General features: G+C 68.0%; 24 protein-coding genes. 8 read left to right on the top strand and 16 right to left on the bottom strand.

All coding sequences use genetic code 11. The features are described 5' to 3' along the window. Positions 1-54 precede the first annotated feature (54 nt). Positions 55-432 carry a response regulator gene (locus tag AC1RRR_RS23185; RefSeq protein WP_454718369.1) on the top strand — a complete coding sequence of 126 codons (378 nt, stop codon included), beginning with the start codon at positions 55-57 and terminating at the stop codon, positions 430-432. Continuing rightward, entirely contained in the window at positions 429-1,262 is an 834-nt protein-coding gene (locus AC1RRR_RS23180; RefSeq protein ID WP_492816496.1) for a CheR family methyltransferase, read from the top strand. The genes AC1RRR_RS23185 and AC1RRR_RS23180 overlap by 4 nt, the downstream gene beginning before the upstream one ends. Here the strand turns inward: AC1RRR_RS23180 and AC1RRR_RS23175 are convergent. The 5 genes from AC1RRR_RS23175 to nepR form a co-directional block, all read right to left on the bottom strand. Continuing rightward, a complete protein-coding gene (locus AC1RRR_RS23175) occupies positions 1,220-2,341 on the bottom strand; it encodes a hypothetical protein (protein WP_492816494.1) in 1,122 nt (373 codons plus the stop codon). The two genes, AC1RRR_RS23180 and AC1RRR_RS23175, sit on opposite strands and share 43 nt — an antisense overlap. Before the next feature lie 171 nt (positions 2,342-2,512). Beyond that, the gene (locus AC1RRR_RS23170) at positions 2,513-2,647 is read right to left on the bottom strand and encodes an entericidin A/B family lipoprotein (protein ID WP_099575337.1); all 135 of its coding nucleotides are present in this window, start codon (positions 2,645-2,647) and stop codon (positions 2,513-2,515) included. Positions 2,648-2,762: 115 nt separating this feature from the next. Continuing rightward, entirely contained in the window at positions 2,763-4,457 is a 1,695-nt protein-coding gene (gene phyK, locus AC1RRR_RS23165; RefSeq protein WP_492816492.1) for a sensor histidine kinase PhyK, read from the bottom strand. Then, positions 4,454-5,059 carry a sigma-70 family RNA polymerase sigma factor gene (locus AC1RRR_RS23160; RefSeq protein ID WP_291876858.1) on the bottom strand — a complete coding sequence of 202 codons (606 nt, stop codon included), beginning with the start codon at positions 5,057-5,059 and terminating at the stop codon, positions 4,454-4,456. The genes phyK and AC1RRR_RS23160 overlap by 4 nt, the downstream gene beginning before the upstream one ends. Before the next feature lie 2 nt (positions 5,060-5,061). Continuing rightward, on the bottom strand, positions 5,062-5,247 hold the full coding sequence (gene nepR / locus AC1RRR_RS23155; protein WP_081612907.1) for an anti-sigma T factor NepR: 186 nt from the start codon (positions 5,245-5,247) through the stop codon (positions 5,062-5,064). 231 nt (positions 5,248-5,478) lie between these two features. Between nepR and phyR the strand changes: the two genes are divergently transcribed. Beyond that, positions 5,479-6,282 carry an anti-anti sigma factor/receiver protein PhyR gene (gene phyR / locus AC1RRR_RS23150; RefSeq protein WP_492816489.1) on the top strand — a complete coding sequence of 268 codons (804 nt, stop codon included), beginning with the start codon at positions 5,479-5,481 and terminating at the stop codon, positions 6,280-6,282. A gap of 229 nt (positions 6,283-6,511) precedes the next feature. On the opposite strand, the gene AC1RRR_RS23145 is transcribed toward phyR, so the two are convergent. The 4 genes from AC1RRR_RS23145 to AC1RRR_RS23130 form a co-directional block, all read right to left on the bottom strand. Continuing rightward, positions 6,512-6,769 carry a hypothetical protein gene (locus AC1RRR_RS23145; RefSeq protein ID WP_492816487.1) on the bottom strand — a complete coding sequence of 86 codons (258 nt, stop codon included), beginning with the start codon at positions 6,767-6,769 and terminating at the stop codon, positions 6,512-6,514. Positions 6,770-6,783: 14 nt separating this feature from the next. Next, entirely contained in the window at positions 6,784-6,972 is a 189-nt protein-coding gene (locus AC1RRR_RS23140) for a hypothetical protein (RefSeq protein WP_454761811.1), read from the bottom strand. 333 nt (positions 6,973-7,305) lie between these two features. Then, positions 7,306-7,773, bottom strand: coding sequence for an OmpA family protein (locus tag AC1RRR_RS23135; protein ID WP_492816485.1), 468 nt, complete (start codon positions 7,771-7,773; stop codon positions 7,306-7,308). 84 nt (positions 7,774-7,857) lie between these two features. Continuing rightward, positions 7,858-8,202, bottom strand: a complete 345-nt coding sequence (locus AC1RRR_RS23130; protein WP_291876850.1) for a YMGG-like glycine zipper-containing protein — start codon at positions 8,200-8,202, stop codon at positions 7,858-7,860. A gap of 154 nt (positions 8,203-8,356) precedes the next feature. Between AC1RRR_RS23130 and AC1RRR_RS23125 the strand changes: the two genes are divergently transcribed. After that, positions 8,357-9,214, top strand: a complete 858-nt coding sequence (locus AC1RRR_RS23125) for a diacylglycerol/lipid kinase family protein (RefSeq protein WP_492816482.1) — start codon at positions 8,357-8,359, stop codon at positions 9,212-9,214. Positions 9,215-9,217: 3 nt separating this feature from the next. Next, positions 9,218-10,006, top strand: coding sequence for a metallophosphoesterase family protein (locus tag AC1RRR_RS23120; protein ID WP_492816480.1), 789 nt, complete (start codon positions 9,218-9,220; stop codon positions 10,004-10,006). Between the two features lie 58 nt (positions 10,007-10,064). On the opposite strand, the gene AC1RRR_RS23115 is transcribed toward AC1RRR_RS23120, so the two are convergent. The 4 genes from AC1RRR_RS23115 to AC1RRR_RS23100 form a co-directional block, all read right to left on the bottom strand. Beyond that, positions 10,065-10,241 carry a DUF1328 domain-containing protein gene (locus AC1RRR_RS23115; RefSeq protein ID WP_454718380.1) on the bottom strand — a complete coding sequence of 59 codons (177 nt, stop codon included), beginning with the start codon at positions 10,239-10,241 and terminating at the stop codon, positions 10,065-10,067. A gap of 97 nt (positions 10,242-10,338) precedes the next feature. Beyond that, positions 10,339-10,959 (bottom strand): superoxide dismutase, encoded by a 621-nt coding sequence (locus AC1RRR_RS23110; RefSeq protein WP_492816478.1) that lies wholly within the window; start codon positions 10,957-10,959, stop codon positions 10,339-10,341. Positions 10,960-11,175: 216 nt separating this feature from the next. After that, entirely contained in the window at positions 11,176-11,577 is a 402-nt protein-coding gene (locus AC1RRR_RS23105; RefSeq protein ID WP_492816476.1) for a hypothetical protein, read from the bottom strand. Continuing rightward, on the bottom strand, positions 11,574-11,921 hold the full coding sequence (locus AC1RRR_RS23100) for a hypothetical protein (protein WP_492816474.1): 348 nt from the start codon (positions 11,919-11,921) through the stop codon (positions 11,574-11,576). Before AC1RRR_RS23100 ends, AC1RRR_RS23105 begins: the two co-directional genes overlap by 4 nt. A gap of 218 nt (positions 11,922-12,139) precedes the next feature. Between AC1RRR_RS23100 and AC1RRR_RS23095 the strand changes: the two genes are divergently transcribed. Both AC1RRR_RS23095 and aac(6') read left to right on the top strand, forming a co-directional pair. Then, positions 12,140-13,978, top strand: coding sequence for an HWE histidine kinase domain-containing protein (locus AC1RRR_RS23095; protein WP_492816472.1), 1,839 nt, complete (start codon positions 12,140-12,142; stop codon positions 13,976-13,978). After that, positions 13,975-14,421, top strand: coding sequence for an aminoglycoside 6'-N-acetyltransferase (gene aac(6') / locus AC1RRR_RS23090; protein WP_492816470.1), 447 nt, complete (start codon positions 13,975-13,977; stop codon positions 14,419-14,421). The genes AC1RRR_RS23095 and aac(6') overlap by 4 nt, the downstream gene beginning before the upstream one ends. A 105-nt stretch (positions 14,422-14,526) precedes the next feature. Here aac(6') and AC1RRR_RS23085 read toward each other — a convergent pair whose 3' ends face one another. Beyond that, positions 14,527-15,723: a CaiB/BaiF CoA transferase family protein gene (locus AC1RRR_RS23085; protein ID WP_492816468.1), complete on the bottom strand. Its 1,197-nt coding sequence runs from the start codon at positions 15,721-15,723 to the stop codon at positions 14,527-14,529. Positions 15,724-15,847: 124 nt separating this feature from the next. Between AC1RRR_RS23085 and AC1RRR_RS23080 the strand changes: the two genes are divergently transcribed. Continuing rightward, positions 15,848-16,480, top strand: coding sequence for a DUF4142 domain-containing protein (locus tag AC1RRR_RS23080; RefSeq protein ID WP_492816466.1), 633 nt, complete (start codon positions 15,848-15,850; stop codon positions 16,478-16,480). A 57-nt stretch (positions 16,481-16,537) separates the two neighbouring features. On the opposite strand, the gene AC1RRR_RS23075 is transcribed toward AC1RRR_RS23080, so the two are convergent. Both AC1RRR_RS23075 and AC1RRR_RS23070 read right to left on the bottom strand, forming a co-directional pair. Further along, a complete protein-coding gene (locus tag AC1RRR_RS23075) occupies positions 16,538-16,963 on the bottom strand; it encodes a PaaI family thioesterase (protein ID WP_492816464.1) in 426 nt (141 codons plus the stop codon). Beyond that, the gene (locus AC1RRR_RS23070; protein WP_492816462.1) at positions 16,960-20,556 is read right to left on the bottom strand and encodes an ABC transporter permease/M1 family aminopeptidase; all 3,597 of its coding nucleotides are present in this window, start codon (positions 20,554-20,556) and stop codon (positions 16,960-16,962) included. The genes AC1RRR_RS23075 and AC1RRR_RS23070 overlap by 4 nt, the downstream gene beginning before the upstream one ends. Positions 20,557-20,564 lie beyond the last annotated feature (8 nt).

Below are 20,564 nucleotides of genomic sequence, written 5' to 3'. Positions count from 1 at the left end.
CGGGTTGAGGCAAACCGCTCCTTAACCAGACCGCTCGCACGATGGCGGTCTGAATTGGAGCATGCCGTGAAGACCTGTCTGGTGGTCGACGACAGCCGGGTGATCCGCAAGGTCGCCCGCCGAGTCCTCGAGGACATCGGCTTCGAGATCGCCGAGGCCGCCGATGGCATGGAGGCCCTGGCGTGGTGCCGCGCGGCCATGCCCGACGCGGTGCTGCTCGACTGGAACATGCCGGTCATGAACGGCATCGAGTTCCTGCGCCAGCTGCGCGGCGAGCCGGGCGGGACCGCGCCCAAGGTCATCTTCTGCACGGTCGAAAATAGCGTCGACCACATCCGCACGGCCCTGGAGGCCGGGGCGGACGAGTACATCATGAAGCCGTTCGACGGCGACATCATCGAGGCGAAGTTCGCCGAGGCGGGCCTGCTGTGACCCCCGAGGACATGGACCTGCTGGCGGCCCTGGGCCGCGCCCGCGCCGGCGTGCGGGTCGAGACCGAAAAGCCTTACTTGGTTGAAAGCCGCCTCTCGCCGCTGGCTCGCCGCGAAGGTTACGACTCGATCGACGCCCTGATCGCGGCCCTGCGCGCCAAGCGCGAAGAGCGCCTGATCTGGGCCGTGGTCGAGGCCCTGTGCCGCAGCGAAACCAACTTCTTCCGGGGCCGCGAGGCCTTCGCCCAGCTGCGCGACGCGGTGCTGCCGGCCCTGTCGCAGCGCCGCCGCGAAGCCCCGATCCGCATCTGGAGCGCCGCCTGCGCCACCGGCCAGGAGGTCTATTCGATCGCCATGGCCGCCAACGAGTCGACGGGCCTGGCGACCGGCACGCGCTTCGAATTCTTTGGGTCGGACCTGTCCGAGCGCTCGCTCGAGAAGGCCCAGGCCGGGATCTACACCCAGTTCGAGGTCCAGCGCGGCCTGCCGATCCGGCTGCTGATCAAGTATTTCGAGAACCACGACGACACCTGGGCGATCTCGCCGCGCATCCGCCAAATGGTGCGCTGGAAGCGGATCAACCTCTTGGCCGACCTGTCGGTCATGGGACGCTTCGACGTCATCCTGCTGCGCGGCGTGCTGCGCGGCATGGAGGCCTCGTTGCGGGCCAAGGTGGTGCAGGCCCTGACGGCGCTGCTGCCGAACGACGGGGTGCTGGTGGTGGATCCGGAAGACGATATCGGCGATCAGGACGACATGCTGTCGGCCGCGCCGGGCGGGACCGGGATCTACCTGCGCGATCCGTCCGTGCGGGCCGCCGCGGCCGCATAGGCCCTGGCCGGAGCGCGGCGGGTCACCGCCGCCCCACCCAGCAGGCCGCCGACGGCCTCTCCCAGCTTCTTCACGCCGCTGACCGGGGCCGGCGTCACGGCCGCGAAGGCCGGGGCCAGCTTGCGGAACAGGATCGGGTGGGCTTCCTGGCCCACGATCCCGCCGTGCAGGTCCATCAGGTCCACCACCTCACGCGCGGCCTTGCGCCACTGCACCGGCGGGGCGATGCCGTGCGGGGCGGGAGCGCGGCAGTCGGAGAAGTCGGGGCGCAGGCCGCTGCCGGCCTCGATCGCCGCCTCGACCTCGCGGGCATAGGCCTGGTCGCGGGCCAGGCGGTCCACGTCGACCACCAGATCGGCCTCCGGCAGCGCCTTCAGGTACGACCGCAGCCACACCGCCAGGAAAGCCTGGAACGAGACGCTGGCCGGAGCGCGCTTGAGGCGGCTGCGCACGGCGGCCAGGCGCTGGTCCAGCGAGCCTCCGCCGGCGAAGTCCTGGCCCAGCAGGGTGCGCGACAGGTCCTCGGCCCCCGCCATCTCGGACAGCAGGACATAGTGGCAGAGCTCGAAATAGGTCGGTCGGGGGCGCTTGCGCAGCGAATAGAACGACAGCCACTGCTGGACGGGATCACGCACCAGCATGACGTGGAAACCGCCAAACCGGCGCTTGAGCCAACCGACCCGGCCCAGCGTGCGACAGCAGGCCAGCACCGGCGTCTCGCCGCGTTCACGGGCCGCGCCGATCAGCCCCTCGACATAGGCCTGCTGGGCCAGGTCGCTGGCCTCGGGCTCGATCCAGAAGCGGTCCATCGCAAAGCCGGCGTTGAAGCCCTTGAGCCCCCCCGCCGGGTCCAGCACGACTTCGAATTCCTTGAGATAAGGATCGGTCCCGCCGGGATGGCGCAGGCCGCTGTTGTCGGGGGTCTCAGCGTTGATGGTTTGCGCGGTCACCCGCGCCAGCTGCTCGTGCCAGGGCTCATAATAGGCGCGCACACCGGGCAGCGCCCGGAACCGATGCCAGACATAGGTGCTCGAGCAGCGCCAGCCGCTGTGCACGAAGATGGTGTTGCTGGCGGACAAAGCGTCCCGGTCCCCTCGACGATGGAGACCAGCTTGAGCGTGCTGTTTTTCAATCCGATGGCGGATAACCGCCCTAAGGTTGCATCACCGAAACACTTCGTCGGCCGCTGAAAGACAAAAGGCCCGCCGGCGGAACCGGCGGGCCTCTCGATCTCAGTAGGGCTTGTGGCCTTACTTGACGTCCTTGGCGGTGTCGCTGACGGCCTTGCCGGCCGACGAGACGTCCTTGCCGGCGCCTTCGACGGTGTTGCAGGCCGCGACCGACAGGGACGCGAGGGCGGCGGCGATAATCACGAGCTTACGCATTGTTTTCTCCGCAGTTCGCCCCGGTCCGTGAGCGGGTGGGGCGCGTGTGAATAAGTGCCCCCAGAGAACGTCAGCAGCGAAGCTCGGTTCCGGAAATCAAACCGCGGCCCGAATCTTAAGCTTGGTGGACCACCGCCTGCGGCGTCGGGAAGATCAGCCGCACCGTCAGACCGCGCGGCTCATGGCTCTCGAACGTGACCTTGCCGCGCAGCTGGCGGGCGAAGGCGGTCATCAGGGTGCGGCCGACCCCGCCGCCCAGGCTCTCGGCCGCGCCGGGACCATCGTCGCTGATCGACAGCTCGGCCTCTTCGCCACGCACGTGGAAACCGACCTCCAGCTTGCCGCCATTGGGGCCGAAGGCATGCTTCTGGGCGTTGGTGATCGCCTCGACCGCGAACAGGGCGATCGGGGCCAGGCGGTCGGGATCGATGACCAGCGGGTCGGCATGCACCTCGGTCCGCACCAGCGGCGAGGTGGTCATGTCGTTGGCCAGCAGCTGGGCGGTCAACTCCTCCAGGAACGGCCGCAGGTCCACCCGCTTCAGGTCCGGCCCCTGGTAGAGAGCGCGATAGATCTGGGCCAGGGCGGTGATGCGCTGACGCGTGTCGTTCATCGCCGCCTTGGCCGCCGGGTCGGCCAGGGCCCGCTGCTGCATGTTCAGCAGCGAGGTGATGATCTGCAGATTGTTCTTCACCCGGTGATGGATCTCGCGCATCAGCGCGTCCTTCTCGGCCAGGCTGTCCATCAGCGAGGCGTCGCGGGTGACGATGGTGCCGGCCATGGCGTCCAGGGTGGCGGCCAGCTCGCGGATCTCGGGCGGCGCGCGCTCGGCCTGCAACGGCCGGACGGTGAAGCGCCCCCGGGCATAGATCGCCGCGACGCGTTGCAGATAGACGATCCAGCGCACGACCTCGCGCTCGGTCACCCACAGCACCGCGGCCAGGACCAGGACATAGGCCAGCACCGGCAGCAGGACCCGCGAGATCGGGCTCAGCGACGCCCAGGACACCAGGCCCGGCGCGGGGGCCGACAGCACGACGAAGACGTCGTCACCGACCAGTGGCGCGGCCGAATAGGTGCGGTCTCGGTTGCCCAGGTCGTGGCCGGTCCACAACGCCGAGCCATCCTTGGCCGCCTCCTCGCGCCAACGGTCCGAGACCGGTTCGAAGGCCTTGGGATCGGTGGCGGCGAAGACCTTGCCGGCGCCGTCGGCCAGGGCCACCTCGGCGCCGTTGGGCATGAAGCGGCTGGCGGTTTCCAGTTTCAGGTTGGTCAGGGTCAGGACGGCGGCCATGGCGCCGTCGAACTTGTCGGGCGTGCCGGCGCGCACGGCCGCCAGCACCGCCGGCTCGTTGGCATAGGCCGCGCCAGGCGCGCTGGCCACGACGATCGCATCGCCATTGCGCAGCGCCTGGAACCAGGCCCGCGCCCCGCGCTGGGTGTCGTAGGGCGTGGTCGCCGCCGCGCACGCCACCCGGCCCCGGCTGTCGAAGCGGATCAGGTTGGCGTAGCCCGACAGGCGCGCACGCACGTCGGCCAGGCGCTGGGCGCACTCAAGGCCCACCGAGCCCGGCCCCAGGGTCTGGAGCAGGACGCCGGCGGCCTCGATACGGGCGCGGGCCAGGGTGGCGCTGTGACTGGCGGCCAGCTCCAGGCTCTGGCGGCGCGCGTCGTTCTCGGCCCGGAAGGCGAGCGCCGACTGCGCGATGCCGATCAGCAGCACGGGCAGCAAGGCCAGGAACAGCGCCAGGGCCAGGCGGACGCGGATGGAGGTTACGGCCTGCGCGGCGCGGCCGGCGAGGGCGTTCACCGTAGAGAGCTCAACCGCTCCGCGTCGGCCAGGATGGCGTGCATGGCGTCACCCGCCGATCCGCCGTCACGATCATAGGCGCCCGCTTCCAGGATGGCCTGAAGCGCCCGACGCGCACGGCTGACCCGGCTCTTCACCGTGCCGACGGCGCAGCCGCAGATCTCGGCCGCCTCCTCGTAGGCGAAGCCGCCGGCCCCGACCAGAATCAGAGCTTCGCGCTGTTCGGCCGGCAGCATGCCAAGGCCCAGGCGCAGCTCGTCCAGAGCCACGGGAGCCTCGGGATCGTCGACCGCCACCAGGGTCCGCTCGGCGGCTTCCTGGTCCAGTTGGCTCTGACGCCAGCTGCGGCGCTTCTCGGAATAGAACTGGTTGCGCAGGATCATGAAGGTCCAGGCCTTCATGTTGGTGCCCAGCTGGAACGACGCGCGCGCGTCCCACGCCTTCATCATGGCGTCCTGCGCCAGGTCGTCGGCGGCGGTGGGATCACCGGTCAGGGTGCGGGCGAAGGCGCGCAGATGCGGAATCAGCGTGACCAGCTCGCGTTTGAACTGGTTGTCGCGGACGGGATCGGGCGGCGAGCGGCCGACTTGCGGTTCGCTCATGCTCAGCGACCTCCCGCAGGCGGCTCGGCCTTGCGCAGGATGTCGAGGAATTCGTCGGGCACCGGCTCGTTGACGACCTCGTCGAACATCTGGCGCAGCTTCACGCCGATCGCCTGCTGGCGCAGACGGGCTTCATCCAGCGCCGCGGCGCTTTTGCGTTTATCTTCCATGGGTACGTGTTCGATCATGTCCTCGACACCGTAATGCATTTGCATCGGCGTCCGCCCCCTTTGGCCGAATGTCTTTCCGCCAGACGACAACGTGGTTTTCCGTACCGGGTTCCATAAGCTTGGGCATAGGATGTCAAAATTCCGTCGTTCGCGGAACCGCTCAGTTGAGGGGACGTTATCGACCTTCGACGGAACGGCCCAGCTTAGCCGTTCGTTTTGTTGTTTCGAGACACCGCATCGGGAGGGGTCATGAGTCTTCTAGCTCGGCTGGCGCCGCATCTGCCTTACATCCGCCGCTACGCCCGCGCCCTGACCGGCGACCAGCAGACCGGCGATCATTATGTCCGCGTGGCGCTGGAGGCCCTGGCCGCCGGCGAACGCTCTCTGGACGCCGAACTGTCGCCGCGCGTGGCGCTGTATCGGGTGTTCCACGCCATCTGGCTCAGCTCCGGCGCCCAGTTGGAAGCCCGTCGTGAAGACGGCGCCCCCGGCAGCGACGACGCCTCGCAACGCCTGATGCGCATCGCGCCGCGTTCGCGCCAGGCGTTCCTGCTGACCGCGCTCGAAGGGTTCACGCCCACCGAGGCCGCCCAGATCCTGGACTGCGACTTCGGAGAGGTAGAGAGGCTCATCGCCGACGCCCAGGCCGAAATCGACGCCGAGCTCGCCACCCAAGTCCTGATCATCGAGGACGAGCCGGTCATCGCGGCCGACATCGAAGCCCTGGTCAAGGAACTGGGCCACGAGGTCATCGACATCGCCGCCACCCGTGGCGAGGCGGTCGACGCGGTTGCCCGCGCCACGCCGGGCCTCGTTCTGGCCGACATCCAGTTGGCCGACGGCTCGTCGGGCATCGATGCGGTCAAGGACATCCTGGGCCGGATGGACGTGCCGGTGATCTTCATCACCGCCTTCCCCGAGCGCCTGCTGACCGGCGAGCGCCCGGAACCGACCTTCCTGATCACCAAGCCCTTCCAGCCGGAAACGGTGAAGGCGGCGATCGGCCAGGCCCTGTTCTTCCACCCGCGCCGCAGCCAGACCAAGGCGGCGTAGGGTTTTACGAGACTTTCCCGATGAAGCGGCCTTCCGGAAGGGAGGCCGTTTTCTTTTGCCCTTCTCCCCCTGCGGAAGAAGGTGGCGCGAAGCGCCGGATGAAGGGTCGCACAAACGAAAACCGCCGCGACGGCGGATCAGCCAGTCGCGGCGGTTTCTGTCTTCAACCCCTCACCCGACCCACTGCGTGGGCCACCCTCTCCCGCAAGGGGAGAGGGATGAAGTCCGACTAAGGCGTCTGGCGCGCCGGCTGCTGCGGCGTGTCATACCGCTGCGCCTCGGCGGGCGTCTTCGCCCCGTTATTGACCTCGACCGAAGCCAGGTCGTCGGCGCGGTAGGTCCAGGCGCCGAATAGGGCGATGGCGGCGAGGACTGTCGAGACGATCAGCACCCAGAACACATGCTTGCCCCAGCGGCCCTGGCGGGCGCGGGTGGCGTTCAGGCGAGGCGCGTGTTCAGGCGCGGCGTGATGAATGTCGGCGGGCATGATCTCATACCTCCTTAAGGCGTCCACATGGCGGCGGCGCTCGCACGGTCTCGGTCGTTGAACGCCTGGACCATCCCGGCCGAGGCGCCGACCGCGGCGATCACGACCAGGGCCATGATCCGCGAACGCAGCTTTTTTTGACGCTGGCTGGGCGTCGAAACGAAAACCGTACCGCCATGTTCGGCCACATATGTGCGGATCACGACGTTGCTCCCCATCCCAGGCGGACACCGTGTCCGCCTGGGTTTTCAACGTCTTGTCGCGATCGTCGTTCCCTGAATCCGAGGTGTGGACCCCTCGGAAACCCAGATACAAAAAAAGTCGCGCAAAGCGGGAACCGTTCGCGCGACTTGTCGTTTTCATCTTTGCGAAGGCGGCGACGCCCCCCCGACTTGAGACTGGCGATAGCCAGTCTGCCGCCTTCGCACCCCCCTTTGTTGATGCGAACTCAGGCGGACCGGGCAACCGGCCCGCCTTTCCTTCGTCGCGGGTGCGGGTGCGCCTTCCCGAGCTGCGCTCGGGAAGGCTTGCGCGGTTTAGTTCGCCGCCGGCGCCTGCAGCTCGAACAGAATGTCCGCCCGACGACGCAGCGGGTTGGCCGCGCCCGAAGCGGCCATGGCGCCCGCGTCGCCCGCAGCGGCCGCGTCGATGTCGACCTTGCTGAAGCCGACCTTGCTCAGGGCGCTCGTCACCGACTCGGCGCGACGCTTGGAGAGGGCCAGGTTGGCCTGCGGCGCGCCGACGGCGTCGGCCAGGCCCAGCACCCGCACCGACTTGACCGTGCAGCCCCGCGCCTGGGTCTGGGCGCCGGACAGGACCATGCGGGCTTCCTTGGTCAGGGCCGCGCTGTCCTGTTCGAAATAGACCGAGGACTGGAAGTTGTCGCAGACCGGCGTTGCCGCGGCCACGGGCTTGCGCAGCGTGCGCCAAGGCCCTTGCGTCTCGGCGCAGGCGGCCAAGGCCAGCACGGCGCCGCCCAAGGCGATGATCGTCGTCTTTTTCATTCCACCCTCCGAAGCTTGCGAACACAAGAAAGGCGACCGGCAGGGCCGATCGCCTTCGTTTGGGACGTCGTCGACCGCCGCTGACTAGTAGCGGGGAGCGCCGTCTTCCCAATAGTAGCGACCGCTGCGGGAGTCGTAATAGTAGTAACGGCCCGCACGCTCGTCATAGTACTGGCGCCGGTTGACCGAGGTCGAGCCGCAACCGCCATCTTCCTTACAGCCCTTCACCGCGCCGACGGTGCCGCCGATGGCCGCGCCGACCAGGGCGCCGGTGCCCGCGCTGCCGCTGCCGACATTGTTGCCGATCACCGCGCCCGCGAGCGCGCCCAGGGCGGCGCCGCCGGCGGCGTTGCGTTCGACATTGCCGGTCGAGGTGCAGGCCGAGGCCAGCACGCCCACGCCCATCAGGGCGATCATGGTCATCTTCATGGTGGCTCTCTCCGAATCCGAGCTTCCTGTCCCCGTGCCGGAGCAAACGACTCCCAAGGGCGACGGTTCCGTTTGCCAAGCGGAACCATGGAACGCGGCAAGCCGTTGCCTCCCCAACTCCGAGACAGGGGCTTTCACGAGAGGGGGACGCTGCGTGAAGCGCATCGACGTCATCGCCAATACGGCTTCGGGCTCGGTCGGCCCCGACGCCCCACAGATCGCCGAGCGGCTGCTTGCCGAATACGGCGTCTCAGGCGTGGTCCACGCGCCGCAGCCGGGCGAGATCGGCGACTGCCTGCGTTCGGTGATCGACGGCGCGCCGGACGCGGTGCTGGTGCTGGCCGGCGACGGCACGGCGCGGGGCGCGGCCGAGCTGGCCGGTCCCGACGGCCCGCTGATCGCGCCCCTGCCCGGCGGCACCATGAACATGCTGCCCCGCGCCCTCTATGGCGAGCGCGACTGGCAGACGGCGATGAGAGCCTGTCTGGAAAACGGCGAGGCGCGGATGATCTCGGGCGGCGAGGTCGGCGGACGCCTGTTCTTCGTCGCCGCCATCCTGGGCAGCCCGGCCCTGTGGGCCACCGCTCGCGAGGCCGCGCGCGAGGGCAAGGCGGCCATCGCCGTGGCCCGCGCCCGCCGCGCCCTGCGCAACGCCTTCTCGGGCCGACTGCGCTTTACGCTGGACGGCCGCCCCAAACAGAAGGCCGAGGCCCTGACCCTGATGTGCCCGCTGGTCTCGACTGCCCTGGACGCCGAAGAACGCGCCCTGGAGGCCGCCGCCATGGACCCGTCCGGAGCGCTGGACATCTTCCGCCTGGGCTTCAACGCCGCGCGGGGGCAATGGCGCGAGGATCCTTCGGTGTCGGTCGGCCGTTGCCGGGTGGGCAAGGTCTGGGCGCGCGGGCGAATCCCGGCGATCTTCGACGGCGAACCGGCCAGGCTGGATCCGGAGGTCTCGATCCGCTTTCGGCCCAAGGCCTTCCGCGCACTGGTCCCGCCTGACGAAGTCTGACCCATGAAGCTCATCCAGGTCTCCGACATCCATTTCGGCGGCGAGAACAAGGAAGCCGTCGAGGCCGCCACGGCCTGGATCGTCGCGGCCGCGCCGAACCTGGTGATCGCCGCCGGCGACCTGACCCTGGACGGCAAGATCCCCGAATTCGACGCCGCCGCCGCCTGGTTGAAACGCCTGCCCGATCCCAAGATCGTCGCGCCCGGCAATCACGACACCCCCTTCGTCGGGCCGCGCGAGCTGCTGGCCCGGTTCACGCGCGGCTGGGGCCGGTTCAAGGACCGCTTCGGCGACGAGGACGGCGCATCCTGGAGCGCGCCCGGCATCACGGTCGCCTCGCTGAACAGCGCCCGCGTGGCCCAGGTCCGCTGGAACTGGTCGAAGGGCGCGGTCTCGCACAGCCAGATCCGCCGGGTGGTGCGCGAGCTGGAGGCCGCCCCGGCCGGCGACCTGCGCGTGGTGGTCTGCCACCATCCGCTGATGGAGATCCTGGGCGGGCCGATGACCGCCAAGGTGCATGGCGGGGTCGACGCGGCCAACCGCTTCGTCGCCGCCGGCGCCGACGTCATCCTGTCGGGCCACATCCACCTGCCGTTCGTCAGCGCCATTCCGTTCGGCGACGGCAAGACCCAGGCGGTCGGCTCGGGCACCCTGTCCCACCGCGAACGCGGCGCCGCGCCCGGCTTCAACGTCATTGAGATCGAGCCCCACTGCGTGCGCGTGGCGGCCATGGCCTATGACAAGGGCAAGTTCGACGTCTGGCGCACCTGGGCGTTTGACCGCCGGCCTTAGATACGAAAACGGCGCGACCCGAAGGCCGCGCCGCTCGTCAGTTCGATATCGCTCCCGTCTAGCGTGGCGCGCCGCGCCCTCGGAAGCCGTTGGCGACCAGCGACACCACGAACAGGATCAGGAAGACGAAGAACAGAATCTTGGCGATCCCGATCGCGGTGCCCGCGATGCTGGTGAAGCCCAGCAGGGCGGCGATCAGAGCGATCACCAGGAAGGTCACGGCCCAGTTCAGCATGGGATTTCTCCGAAAAAATCCGGCGACGCCGGGGTTGTTGTCTCGCTTGGAAACAACGCACCCGACTCGCCGGACGTTCCGGAAATCCGAAGACCTCTTAGGTCGGTGCCGGATAGGCCCAGCCTTGAGCGCCCGACTTGGCGGCCGCGTACTGGCTGTCGGCCAGGGTCCAGTTGATCAGGTTGTCGAACACCGCTTCCAGGAAGCCCTTACGCAGGTTCTGGTAGTCCAGGTAATAGGCGTGCTCCCAGACGTCGGCGACGACCAGGGCCGTCAGGTCCTGGGTGACCGGGCTCTCGGCGTCGTGGGTCGAGATGATCTTCAGGGCGCCCGAGGCGTCCGAGACCAGCCACACCCAGCCCGAGCCGAAGTGGCCGATGCCTTCGGCGACGAACTTTTCCTTCAGGGCGTCCAGGCCGCCGAAGGTCGAGTCGATGGCGGCGGCCAGGTCGGCGCCCGGGGCGGTCTTGGTCGGCGACAGGCCGTCCCAGAAGAAGGCGTGGTTCCAGGCCTGGGCTGCGTTGTTGAACACCTTGCCAGGGCCGGCGCCCTTGATCACGGCTTCCAGCGAGCCCTTGTCGTCGCCGTTCAGCAGGCCGTTCAGGGCCGTGACATAGGCGGCGTGGTGCTTGTCGTGGTGGAAGCGCAGCGTGTTGGCCGAGATGGTCGGCTCCAGCGCGTCGTAGGCGTAGGGCAGGTCCGGCAGCGAGTACGTCATGATCACTCCATGGGGAAGGCGTTCCCATGGAGAGGAAGGGAACGCGCGACAGGCATCTAGAACGCGCGGAGCCAAAGCGTAAGCTTTTAAAGCAGCCCGGCCCGCTCAACTTTAGTTGAGAAATTCCCTTTGAAACTTGGGGTTTCCAGGAAATCTGAGAACGCGAAAACGCCGCCGAGCGAGCCCGGCGGCGATCGGTGTCTGCATAACGCGCAATCAGCGCTGAGGTGGCTTCGGATCCAGGAAGGCCTTGGCCACGGCAGCGGTCAGGGTCGGGTTCTTCAGGGCGAAGATCCCGGCGGCCAGGCCGATGCCGATCGACATGATCGGGCGGTCGCGGACGATCTCGACGACTTTCGCCGTCATGTCGAAGCCGGCCTGCGGCGGCGCGTTGTGGTGAGCATTGCGGCTGCCCTCCACCTTGCGCGCGGCGATCATGCCGGCGACGGCGACGATCAGCGCCGCGACGGCGGCCACGATCGCGGCGGCGCCCGCCGGACTGACCAGCGGGACCAGCACGGCATAGACCGCGAAGGCGGCGGACACGACGCCGACCGCGGCGGCGGCGGCGATCGCCGCGGCCGCCGCCAGCGTCATCAGGGTCTTTTCGAAGATCACCGGTTGTTGCTACGGCCGCCGGAGAGCAGCAGGCCGATCAGCACGCCCACGCCCAGACCGGCCAGGGTGGCGGTGATCGGACGTTCGCGGATGCGTTCCGAGGCGTAGCGTTGGGCGTCCTCGATCTGCTGGCCGGCGGTGTCGGTATAGGTGCGGCTCTGGGCGCGCAGGGTCTCGAAGCCCTCGGTCACCGACTTCTCGACGCGCTTGGCGGCTTCGGTCAGCTGGACGCGAGCAGCGTCGGCGGCCTGCGCGAAGCTGCGCTCGGCGTGCTCGACGGCTTCCAGGGTGGCGCTCTTGGCCTTCTCGGCTTCCTTGGCGGCGGCAGTGGAACTGGCGGGCATGGTCATCTCCTGGTTCGCGACGCGACCGACCTGAAATGAAAAAGAAGTCTAAGGCGCTGAAGCTGCGCCCCGTCAACGCCGAGCTTAGCGCTGCGGTTCCAAGATACTCAAGGTCGACAAGCTTCACCACTCGGGAATCCGCAATCGATATCAATGGTCGGGCAAAAGTGCGGCCAAACCGGCTCGCGCCAAACGCGAAGCGGGTCTAAGGTCGAATCATGGAGGACGCCCCCATCGTCAGCGACGACAGTCAGGAAGCCGCCCGTCTCAACGCCTTGAAGGCCTTGGACATCCTGGACGGCGCGACGAACGAGCCGCAGTTCCTGCGCTTCGCCCGTCTGGCGGCCAAGCTGTTCGACGCGCCCAAGGCCGCCCTCGTCCTGGTCGACAAGGACCGGGTCTGGCGCAAGGCCTATGTCGGTTACGCTGGCCCCGAAAGCCCGCGCGACGGCGACCTGGCCGCCCAGGTGGTGACCGCCAATGGTCCCGTCGGCCTCGCCGTTCCCCTCCGCGACATCCACGGCCATGCCCTGGGCGCCCTGGTGGTCGAGGGTCCCGGCCTGTCCGGCCCCGCCTCGGACGAAGACCTGGCCGCCCTCGAGGATCTGGCCGATCTGGCCTCGGCCAGCCTGACGGCCAAGCCCTGCGCGTCGCGCAATCTCGAGAGCGAGCGCCTGGAGCTGGCCATCTCGGCCGCCAATTTCGGCGAGTTCGAGTGGGACATCAAACGCGACATGATCAAGGTCAGCCCGCGCCTGGCCAAGATCTCGAACATCGAGCCCGGCGAGGTGCCCGGCCAGAACGGGCTGGTGCTGTTCGACTACCTGCACCCCGAAGACAAGGAATGGGCGCCGGACTTCATCAACGGCCAGCTGAAGCAGACCGGCCGCTACGACATCGAGTATCGCCGCCCCACCAGCCCTGAAGGCCGCGAGACCTGGAACCATGGTTCGGGCGTGATCGTGCTGGGCGCGGACGGCGAGCCGGCCTATCTGATCGGCGTCGTCCAGGACATCACCGAGCGCAAGGCCGAGGAAGCCCAGCGCGAGAACCTGGTCGCGGAGCTCGACCACCGCATCAAGAACCTGCTGGCTGTCGTCCAGTCGGTGGCGGCCCAGTCGGCGCGCAAGTCGGCTTCGCTGGACGTGTTCCTCAAGACCTTCGCCGCGCGGCTGAAGTCGATGAGCTCGGCCCACGACCTGCTCAGCGCCGCCCGCTGGCGCGGCGCCACCCTGGCGCGGATCGCCGCCGCCGAACTGGGCGGCCTGTCGCCGACCCAGACCCGCTGGGACGGGCCGGAAATCTTCCTGACGCCCCGCGCCGCGGCCGCCCTGTCGCTGGCCCTGCACGAGCTGGCCGTCAACGCGATGCGCTACGGCTCGCTGTCGTCCGAAAACGGCAAGGTCGAGGTGGTCTGGCGGCGCACGCCCGAGGGCGGCTTCGCCCTGGAGTGGCTGGAGACCGGCGGCCCGCCGGCCAACGCCCCGACCACTAAGGGCTTCGGCGCGACCCTGATCGAGGACGTCGCCGGCCGCGAACTGGGCGGCTCGGCCCACATCAACTACAAGCCCAGCGGCGTCACCGCGATGATCCAGGGCGCGGCCGAGGCCCTGGCCGACGCCCCGCCGTTCGAACCGGCCGAGGCCGTCCCCGAACGCATCGTCGAAACCGTGGTCGCCGCCGACGAGACCGTGCGGCCCGGCGCCATCGCGGGCCTGAAGGTGCTGATCGTCGAGGACAGCCTGCTGCTGGCCCTGGAACTGGAAGCGGGCCTCGAAGACGCCGGCGTCGAGGTGGTCGGCTGCGCGGCCGAACTGTCCGAGGCCCTGTCGATGGTCGAGCTGGACTTCGACGTCGCCGTGCTGGACGCCGACCTCAACGGCCAGTCGGTGGCCCCGGTCGCCGAGATCCTGCGCACGATCGGGCGGCCCTTCGTGTTCGCCACCGGCTATGCCGACAAGGCCGCGCCGATGGGCTTCGACGCTCCGATCGTGCGCAAGCCCTACAATGTCCACCAGATCGCGCGCGCGGTGGCCGGCGTGACGGGCCGGGCATGATCGTTCGGTCGGTTCGCGCGGAGGATCTCGACGCCTGGGCGGCGCTGCGGTTCGACCTGTGGCCGGACGAGGGCACGGTCGCCGAGCTGCGCGCCGGGGCGGCCGAGACGCTGGAAAAGCCCGAGACCTTCGCGACCTTTGTCGCCGAGACCCCGGACGGCGCGATCGCCGGCTTCATCGAGGCCGCCCTGCGCCACGACTACGTCAATGGCTGCGAGACCTCGCCGGTGGCGTTCATCGAGGGGCTCTACGTGCGGCCCGAGCATCGCAAGGCCGAGGTCGGCCGGTCGCTGTGCGCGGCGGCGGCCGCCTGGGGGCGGGCGATGGGGTGTTCGGAGCTGGCCTCGGATGCGCTGGCGGACAATCTCGAGAGCCACGCCTTCCACCAGGCGGTCGGGTTCGAGGAGACCGAGCGGGTGGTGTATTTCCGGAGGGGTCTGTAGCGGGCCCGAAACCTCGTCCTTCGACAGGCTCAGGATGAGGTTTCTAGTGAAGCGCCGTGAAAAGTAGTCCTCATCCTGAGCTTGTCGAAGGACGAGGACGGCTCCTCAGACCACGCCCTTCGCTCGCAGCTGTTCCACCGCCTCCGCGCTCATCCCCGCCACCTCGGTGAGCACCGCCTCCGTATGCTCCCCCAGCGTCGGCCCCGGCCACCGCACCCCGCCGGGCGTCTCCGTCAGCTTCGGAAAGGCGTTCTGCATCTTGATCTGCCCGAACACCGGATGGGCCACCGTCACGATCGACTCCCGCGCCACGAACTGCGGGTCGTCGATCATGTCGGGCGCGCGATAGATCCGGCCCGTCGCCAGGCCGGCTTCCTGCAGCTTGGGCAGCAGGTCGTCGATCTCCTGGTCCGCCGTCCAGGCGGCGATGCGGGCGTCGAGTTCATGCTGGTGCACGCCCCGCGCGGCATGGTCACGATAGCGGACGTCCTCGGCCAGGTCCGGACGGCCCATCAGGTCGCACAGGCGCTTGAACAGGGTGTCCTGGTTGGCGCCGATCAGGACGAGTTCGCCGGACTTGGTCGGATAGACGTTCGACGGCGCGATGCCGGGCAGCACGGCGCCCGAGCGCTCGCGGACATAACCGGTCAGGTCGTATTCGGTGATCAGGTTCTCCATCACCGTCAGCACGCTCTCATAGATCGCCGCATCGACCACCTGACCGCGCCCCGTGCGCTGGCGGGCGTGCAGGGCCATCATCACGCCGAGGGCGGCGTTCAGGCCCGACAGGCTGTCGCCGATCGAGATGCCGGCGCGGGCCGGGTTGCGGTCGGGCTCGCCGGTGATGTGGCGCAGGCCGCCCATGGCCTCGCCGACCAGGGCGTAGCCGGCGCGCTTGGAATAGGGCCCCGTCTGTCCGAACCCGGACACCCGCGCCATGACCAGGCCCGGATTGGTCTTGGCCAGGTCCTCATAGCCCATGCCCCACTTTTCCAGGGTGTCGGGGCGGAAGTTCTCGACCACCACGTCCGCCTTGGCGATCAGGGCGCGGGCGATGTTCCGGCCTTCATCCGTGCGCAGATCGACGGTGACGGACTTCTTGTTGCGGCCGATCACCGGCCACCAGGGCGACAAGCCCTTGGGCTTTGAGCGCCCCCACTGGCGCATCGGATCGCCGACCTTGGGGTCCTCCAGCTTGATGACCTCGGCGCCGAAGTCGCCCAGCACCTGGCCGCAGAACGGCCCGGCGATCAGCGAGCCCATCTCGATCACGCGCAGTCCGGCCAATGGACCCTGGGTCATCGCATTCTCCCCCGCCTGCAACGGAACCGTTCACGGCGCCGTGAGGTTTTGTTGATCACCCGGCGCAGTGCGCCGCCGAGCTTTCAAGAACCTCTAAGAAAAACGCGTAGGGAAAGACAGAGCCATGACCCGTCACATTCTGATCAGCGCCGCCGCCGTCGCCGCGCTCAGCCTCGCCGCCTGCGGCCAGAAGGCCGATGAGACCAAGGGCGCCGCGACCCCGGCCGAACAGGCCGCCACGCCGGACGCCAACCCCGCCGCCACCGTGCCGACCCCGGCGGACGAGACCAAGGCCGACGTCTTTGTCGCCAAGGCCGCCGCCAGCGACATGTTCGAGATCGAAGCCGCCAAGGTCGCCGCCAAGCGCTCGACCAACGCCTCGGTGAAGAAGTTCGCCGCGTCGATGGAAAAGGCCCACATGGCCACCACCGAAGAGCTCAAGGCCGCCATCGCCGCCTCGGGCGCCGCCCTGGCCCCGCCGACCGCCCTGCCGGAAGACCTGCAAGGCAAGCTGGACGACCTGAACAAGGCCGACGCCAAGGACTTCGACAAGAAATACGCCGACAGCCAGGTCGACGCCCACCAGGCGGCCCTGAACCTGCTGCAGCGCTACGCCCAGGACGGCGACACCGGCGCCCTGAAGGCCTTCGCCGCCGCCACGGCCCCGAAGGTCCAGGAGCATCTGAACATGGCCGAGGGCCTGAAGAAAGGCTTCGACACCGGCGAGGACGTCGCCAAGGCCAAGGAAGGCCACTAAGCGCATCGGCCCGAAAAGTGGGAACCGGTTTTCGGGTTAGCTGATGCGAAGAAAAGACTATGGAATGGCGTAGGCGACGGTCGCTTTGGCGGCCGCTCGCTCGCGTCCTTCCGTCCACATCAGGACATCGGCCGTCGCGATGCGGCGGCCGAGCTTGAGCAGCGCAGCCTCGGCATAGAGATCGCCGGGCTGGCAGCCCCTCAGGAAGTGAATGTTCAGCGAGGTGGTCACCGCCATCGCCACCTCGCCGATGTGCGCCAGGATCACGGCATAGGCCGCCGTGTCGGCCAGGCCCATCAGAGTCGGTCCCGAGATCACGCCGCCCGGCCGCAGGTGCCGGCTCAGATGCGGCAACTTCAGCAGCGCCCGCCCCGGCCCGACCTCGACCACCGAGGCGATGTGCTCGGGATCGATGTCGGGAAAGGCGCGACGCAGGAACGCGTTCAGGGCTCCGGCGTCCATCTGGATCGCCGCCTCAGTCACTGAGCCCCGACCTTGACCGTGTTGTCATCGCCGTTGCGGTCGATCACCGTGTTGTAGGGATCGATGCCGGCGAAGGTCGGGGCCTTGGCCACCGTGAAGGTGAAGGTCTGCACGCCCGACCGGATCGGCCGACGCTCATAGGCCACCACGTTCTTGGCGTCGAAACCCTTGTCGCCCGGCTTGGCGGTGAAGAGACCGATGTCCATGGTCTCGTTCAGTGAGGCCGGCGTCTCCTTGCCCTTGCCGTCAGCGTACTTCTTGACGGCATCGATCGTGACCGTGACGTCGAACTTGCCGTCGGCGCGCGTCTTCACCACCGCCGACTTGGTCTTCAGGTCATACAGGGTGATCTTCTCGAACAGGTCGGTGATCAGCGCCTGCTTGTCGGCCGGCGCCTCGGCGCGGAGGATCGTCAGGAAGTCGGTGGTGATCGGATAGGGCGCGCCCTTGAAGGCGTGGTCGGCGATCAGCTTGCGCAGGGCGCGGTTGACCGTCTCCTCGCCCAGCTGGTCCTGCAGGCGGTACATGACCAGCGAGCCCTTGCGGTAATAGACATAGGGCTGGGTCTCGACCTTGTAGAGCGGCTGCTCGTCCAGGACGTCGCCGCCGCGCGCGCGCAGATAGCTGTCCAGCTCGAACTTCAGGAACCGGCGGATCTGCGCCTCGCCATAGGTGCGCTTCATGACCATCAGGGCCGAGTACTGGGCGAAGGTCTCGCTCAGCATCGCCCCGCCCTGCTGGTCGGCGCCGATCACCTGGTGGGCCCACCACTGGTGGCCGATTTCGTGGGCGCCGACATAGGTGACCATGTCGATCTTGGTCGGGTCACGATAGTCGGAGATGAAGAACATCCCCTCCGACCACGGAATGGTGTTGGCGAACGACTGGGCGAACTGCTCGTAGTCGGGGAACTCCTGGAAGCGCAGCTGGCGGAACTGATAGGGGCTGAATTTGGTCCCCATATAGTCCAGCGAGCGCTTCATCGACTGCTTCATGCGGTCGATGTTCCAGGTGTGCTGGGGATCGTAATAGACCGCCAGCTGGACGCCCTTGTAGGTCTCCTCGGCCACCTTGTAGCGAGCCGACTGGATCGAGACGAACGGCATGATCGGCGCCTCGGTGACGAAGCGGGCGATGCGGCGATCACCCTTCACCGTGTCCGAGACCTTGTAGCCCGGCGCGATCGGCGTCTGGTCGGCCTCGGTCGAGACGGTGATGTCGGAGGTGACGAAGTCGGCGTCCTTGCGCAGGCCGTTGAACTGGCGGGAGGCGACGTCGCCCAGCTTGGCCATGCGACGCTCGGGCGGCAGGCCGTACTTGCGGCGCTTGGCGCGGTCCTGCAGCAAACCATCGCGCGACATGCCCAGGATCGGCGCGATCTCCAGGTTGTTGACGAAGGTCCCGTTGTCGACGACCCGGTGCTCCTGGCCGCTGTTGGGGAAGCCCAGCTGGCCCCGCTGGGTGATGAAGCTCATCTTGCGCCGCTCGCCCGGCGCCATCGGCGTGTCGAAGGCGAAGATGCGATAGTTGAACTTCTCGAACGTCTTCTTGGGCCGCGCGCCCTCGATCGACAGACCCTTCACCTTGAGGTCGCGGTCGAACCGGACGTGGATCTCCTTCAGCGCCGCGCCCGTGCGGTTCTCGAAAATGTACGAGCCCTTGGTTTCGATGCTGGGCGTATGCGGCCGCACGTCGACGTCCAGCGTCATGGACACGATCTTGGGCTGAGGGGTGTTCTCGAACGGCAGCAGGGTCTTCTCGTAGTCGGCCTGCCACTTCTCGCCGTCGATCCGGGTCCGGTACTCGTTCCAGACATTGGTGTTCATGTAGATGAAGCCGCCCAAGGCCACGAACACGACCAGGGCGCCGCCAGCCAGGATCCCGGCCCCGCCCTTCAGGCGCAGCGGCAGCCGACGCAGGCGCGGCAGCAGGCGCGTCTCGGTCCCGCGCCGCCACAGGCCATAGGCGGCCACCAGCAGGATCAGGGCAAACGCGCTCCAATAGGCGCGCAGCCACCAGGCGCCGATCCAGAACTTGCCCAGGCCATTCATGTCCGAGAACGGCGTGTCGGTGACCGCGCCGTAGTTGTAGAGCTTGTGCTCGAAACCCAGGTTCACGAACGTGATGGTGGTGACCATGTAGATCACCATCAGGCCCCAGCCGATGAACTTGTGCGGGCTGATCGCCTGCAGGAACACGGCGAACACCGCCAGCAGGATCCAGTCGACGGTCTGGGGCAGGACGTACCACAGCAGGTACTTGTCCAGCTCGAAGTTGAAATAGCCGTGGAACACCTGGCTGACGATGGCGGCCAGCACGCTGACCAGCAGGGTCGAGACCAGCACCAGGCTGATGGCCAGGGTCTTGGGCGCCACGAAGGCCCAGTCGGGCACGGGGGTGGCGTCGATGATCTCGTGGGTCTTCTTCTCGCGCTCGCGCCAGACCAGCTCGCCCGAATAGTAGATGGCGATGATCATCGGGATCAGGCCGAACGACCCCAGCAGCGGCTGCAGCAGCACGCGGGTCACCGGATAGACCACGCCGCCGTAACGGCCGGCCTCGGTGGCGAACCACAACGCGCCCATGGCGTTGGCCAGGCCCAAGGCCAGCAGCACGAAATAGGCCGGGCTCTTGAACACCTGGCCCATGTCGAGGCGCGTGCGCATCACCAGCTGGGCCCAGGCGGTCTTGCGGTCGAACACCGGCTGCGGCAGCGAGCCCGTCAGAGCCTGCGGCGCGGCTTCGTCTTCAGCCTTGGCCTTCTTGCTCTTCTTGACCTTCCTCTGACCCGACAGGTCGGCCGACTGGAAGCGGAACAGGCCATAGGCGGCGACCAGGAACACGGCCGACAGCACGAGCACGAAGACGCGGTTGAACAGCAGCACGCCGGAGAGCGGCGGCACCAGGCTGTTGCGCTCGCTGGCCGTCCAGTACTTGGCGACCAGGCCGTAGGCGGCGGTGCCCAGGGGCTCGAAATTGGCGGCGATCTTCTCGTATTCGGGCCGATCCAGCGCGATGTTGGCGATGATCCACAGCACCATGAAGGCGATGACGCCGACATAGGTCCACATCATCGAGCGGGTCACCGTGGCCAGGGCGAAGAACAGCGCCGAGGTCAGCAGGATCGACGGCAGGGCCAGGGCGAAATAGGCGAACAGATAGGCGTGCAGGTCATTGGGACCCAGGCGCTCGGGATCGATCCACGGCATGAACGAGCCGATCCAGATGGCCAGCGGCACGACCAGGAACGAGATCGCCGCCGCCAGAAAGGCGCCCGTGAAGCGGCCGTAGAGGTAGTCGAACTTCCGAACCTGGGTGGAGCGCAGGATCGGCCCGAAGCCGGTCTCGTCGTCGCGCACCACCACATTGGCCACGAAGGCCGTGGTCACGAACATGTAGAAGATCGACAGGATCAGGTGGGTCTGGGCGATCGCGAACGGCGCGTTGCGGTGGATGTTGCCGCCGCCCCCGATCTGGATCTGGTCGATCGTCGCCGCCCCGAAGGTCAGCAGGAAAAAGATGGTCGCCACCACCCAGAAGACGGGCGACTTCAATTGGTAACGGAGCTCGAAGCCCGCGATCTTGCCAAACATCAGACCGC

The organism is Caulobacter sp. GW821-FHT12D05 (assembly GCF_058807295.1).
This window is presented reverse-complemented; position numbering and strand designations above follow the sequence as displayed.

Excerpts from the sequence above, each read along its gene's own strand:
- AC1RRR_RS23135 (WP_492816485.1), bottom strand. The coding sequence starts at position 7,773 with ATGAAAAAGACGACGATCATCGCCTTGGGCGGCGCCGTGCTGGCCTTG.
- AC1RRR_RS23115 (WP_454718380.1), bottom strand. The coding sequence starts at position 10,241 with ATGCTGAACTGGGCCGTGACCTTCCTGGTGATCGCTCTGATCGCCGCC.
- AC1RRR_RS23120 (WP_492816480.1), top strand. The coding sequence starts at position 9,218 with ATGAAGCTCATCCAGGTCTCCGACATCCATTTCGGCGGCGAGAACAAG.
- AC1RRR_RS23130 (WP_291876850.1), bottom strand. The coding sequence starts at position 8,202 with ATGAAGATGACCATGATCGCCCTGATGGGCGTGGGCGTGCTGGCCTCG.
- AC1RRR_RS23085 (WP_492816468.1), bottom strand. The coding sequence starts at position 15,723 with ATGACCCAGGGTCCATTGGCCGGACTGCGCGTGATCGAGATGGGCTCG.
- AC1RRR_RS23170 (WP_099575337.1), bottom strand. The coding sequence starts at position 2,647 with ATGCGTAAGCTCGTGATTATCGCCGCCGCCCTCGCGTCCCTGTCGGTC.
- AC1RRR_RS23070 (WP_492816462.1), bottom strand. The coding sequence starts at position 20,556 with ATGTTTGGCAAGATCGCGGGCTTCGAGCTCCGTTACCAATTGAAGTCG.
- AC1RRR_RS23110 (WP_492816478.1), bottom strand. The coding sequence starts at position 10,959 with ATGACGTACTCGCTGCCGGACCTGCCCTACGCCTACGACGCGCTGGAG.
- AC1RRR_RS23095 (WP_492816472.1), top strand. The coding sequence starts at position 12,140 with ATGGAGGACGCCCCCATCGTCAGCGACGACAGTCAGGAAGCCGCCCGT.
- phyR (WP_492816489.1), top strand. The coding sequence starts at position 5,479 with ATGAGTCTTCTAGCTCGGCTGGCGCCGCATCTGCCTTACATCCGCCGC.
- AC1RRR_RS23160 (WP_291876858.1), bottom strand. The coding sequence starts at position 5,059 with ATGAGCGAACCGCAAGTCGGCCGCTCGCCGCCCGATCCCGTCCGCGAC.
- AC1RRR_RS23145 (WP_492816487.1), bottom strand. The coding sequence starts at position 6,769 with ATGCCCGCCGACATTCATCACGCCGCGCCTGAACACGCGCCTCGCCTG.
- AC1RRR_RS23100 (WP_492816474.1), bottom strand. The coding sequence starts at position 11,921 with ATGCCCGCCAGTTCCACTGCCGCCGCCAAGGAAGCCGAGAAGGCCAAG.
- nepR (WP_081612907.1), bottom strand. The coding sequence starts at position 5,247 with ATGATCGAACACGTACCCATGGAAGATAAACGCAAAAGCGCCGCGGCG.
- AC1RRR_RS23080 (WP_492816466.1), top strand. The coding sequence starts at position 15,848 with ATGACCCGTCACATTCTGATCAGCGCCGCCGCCGTCGCCGCGCTCAGC.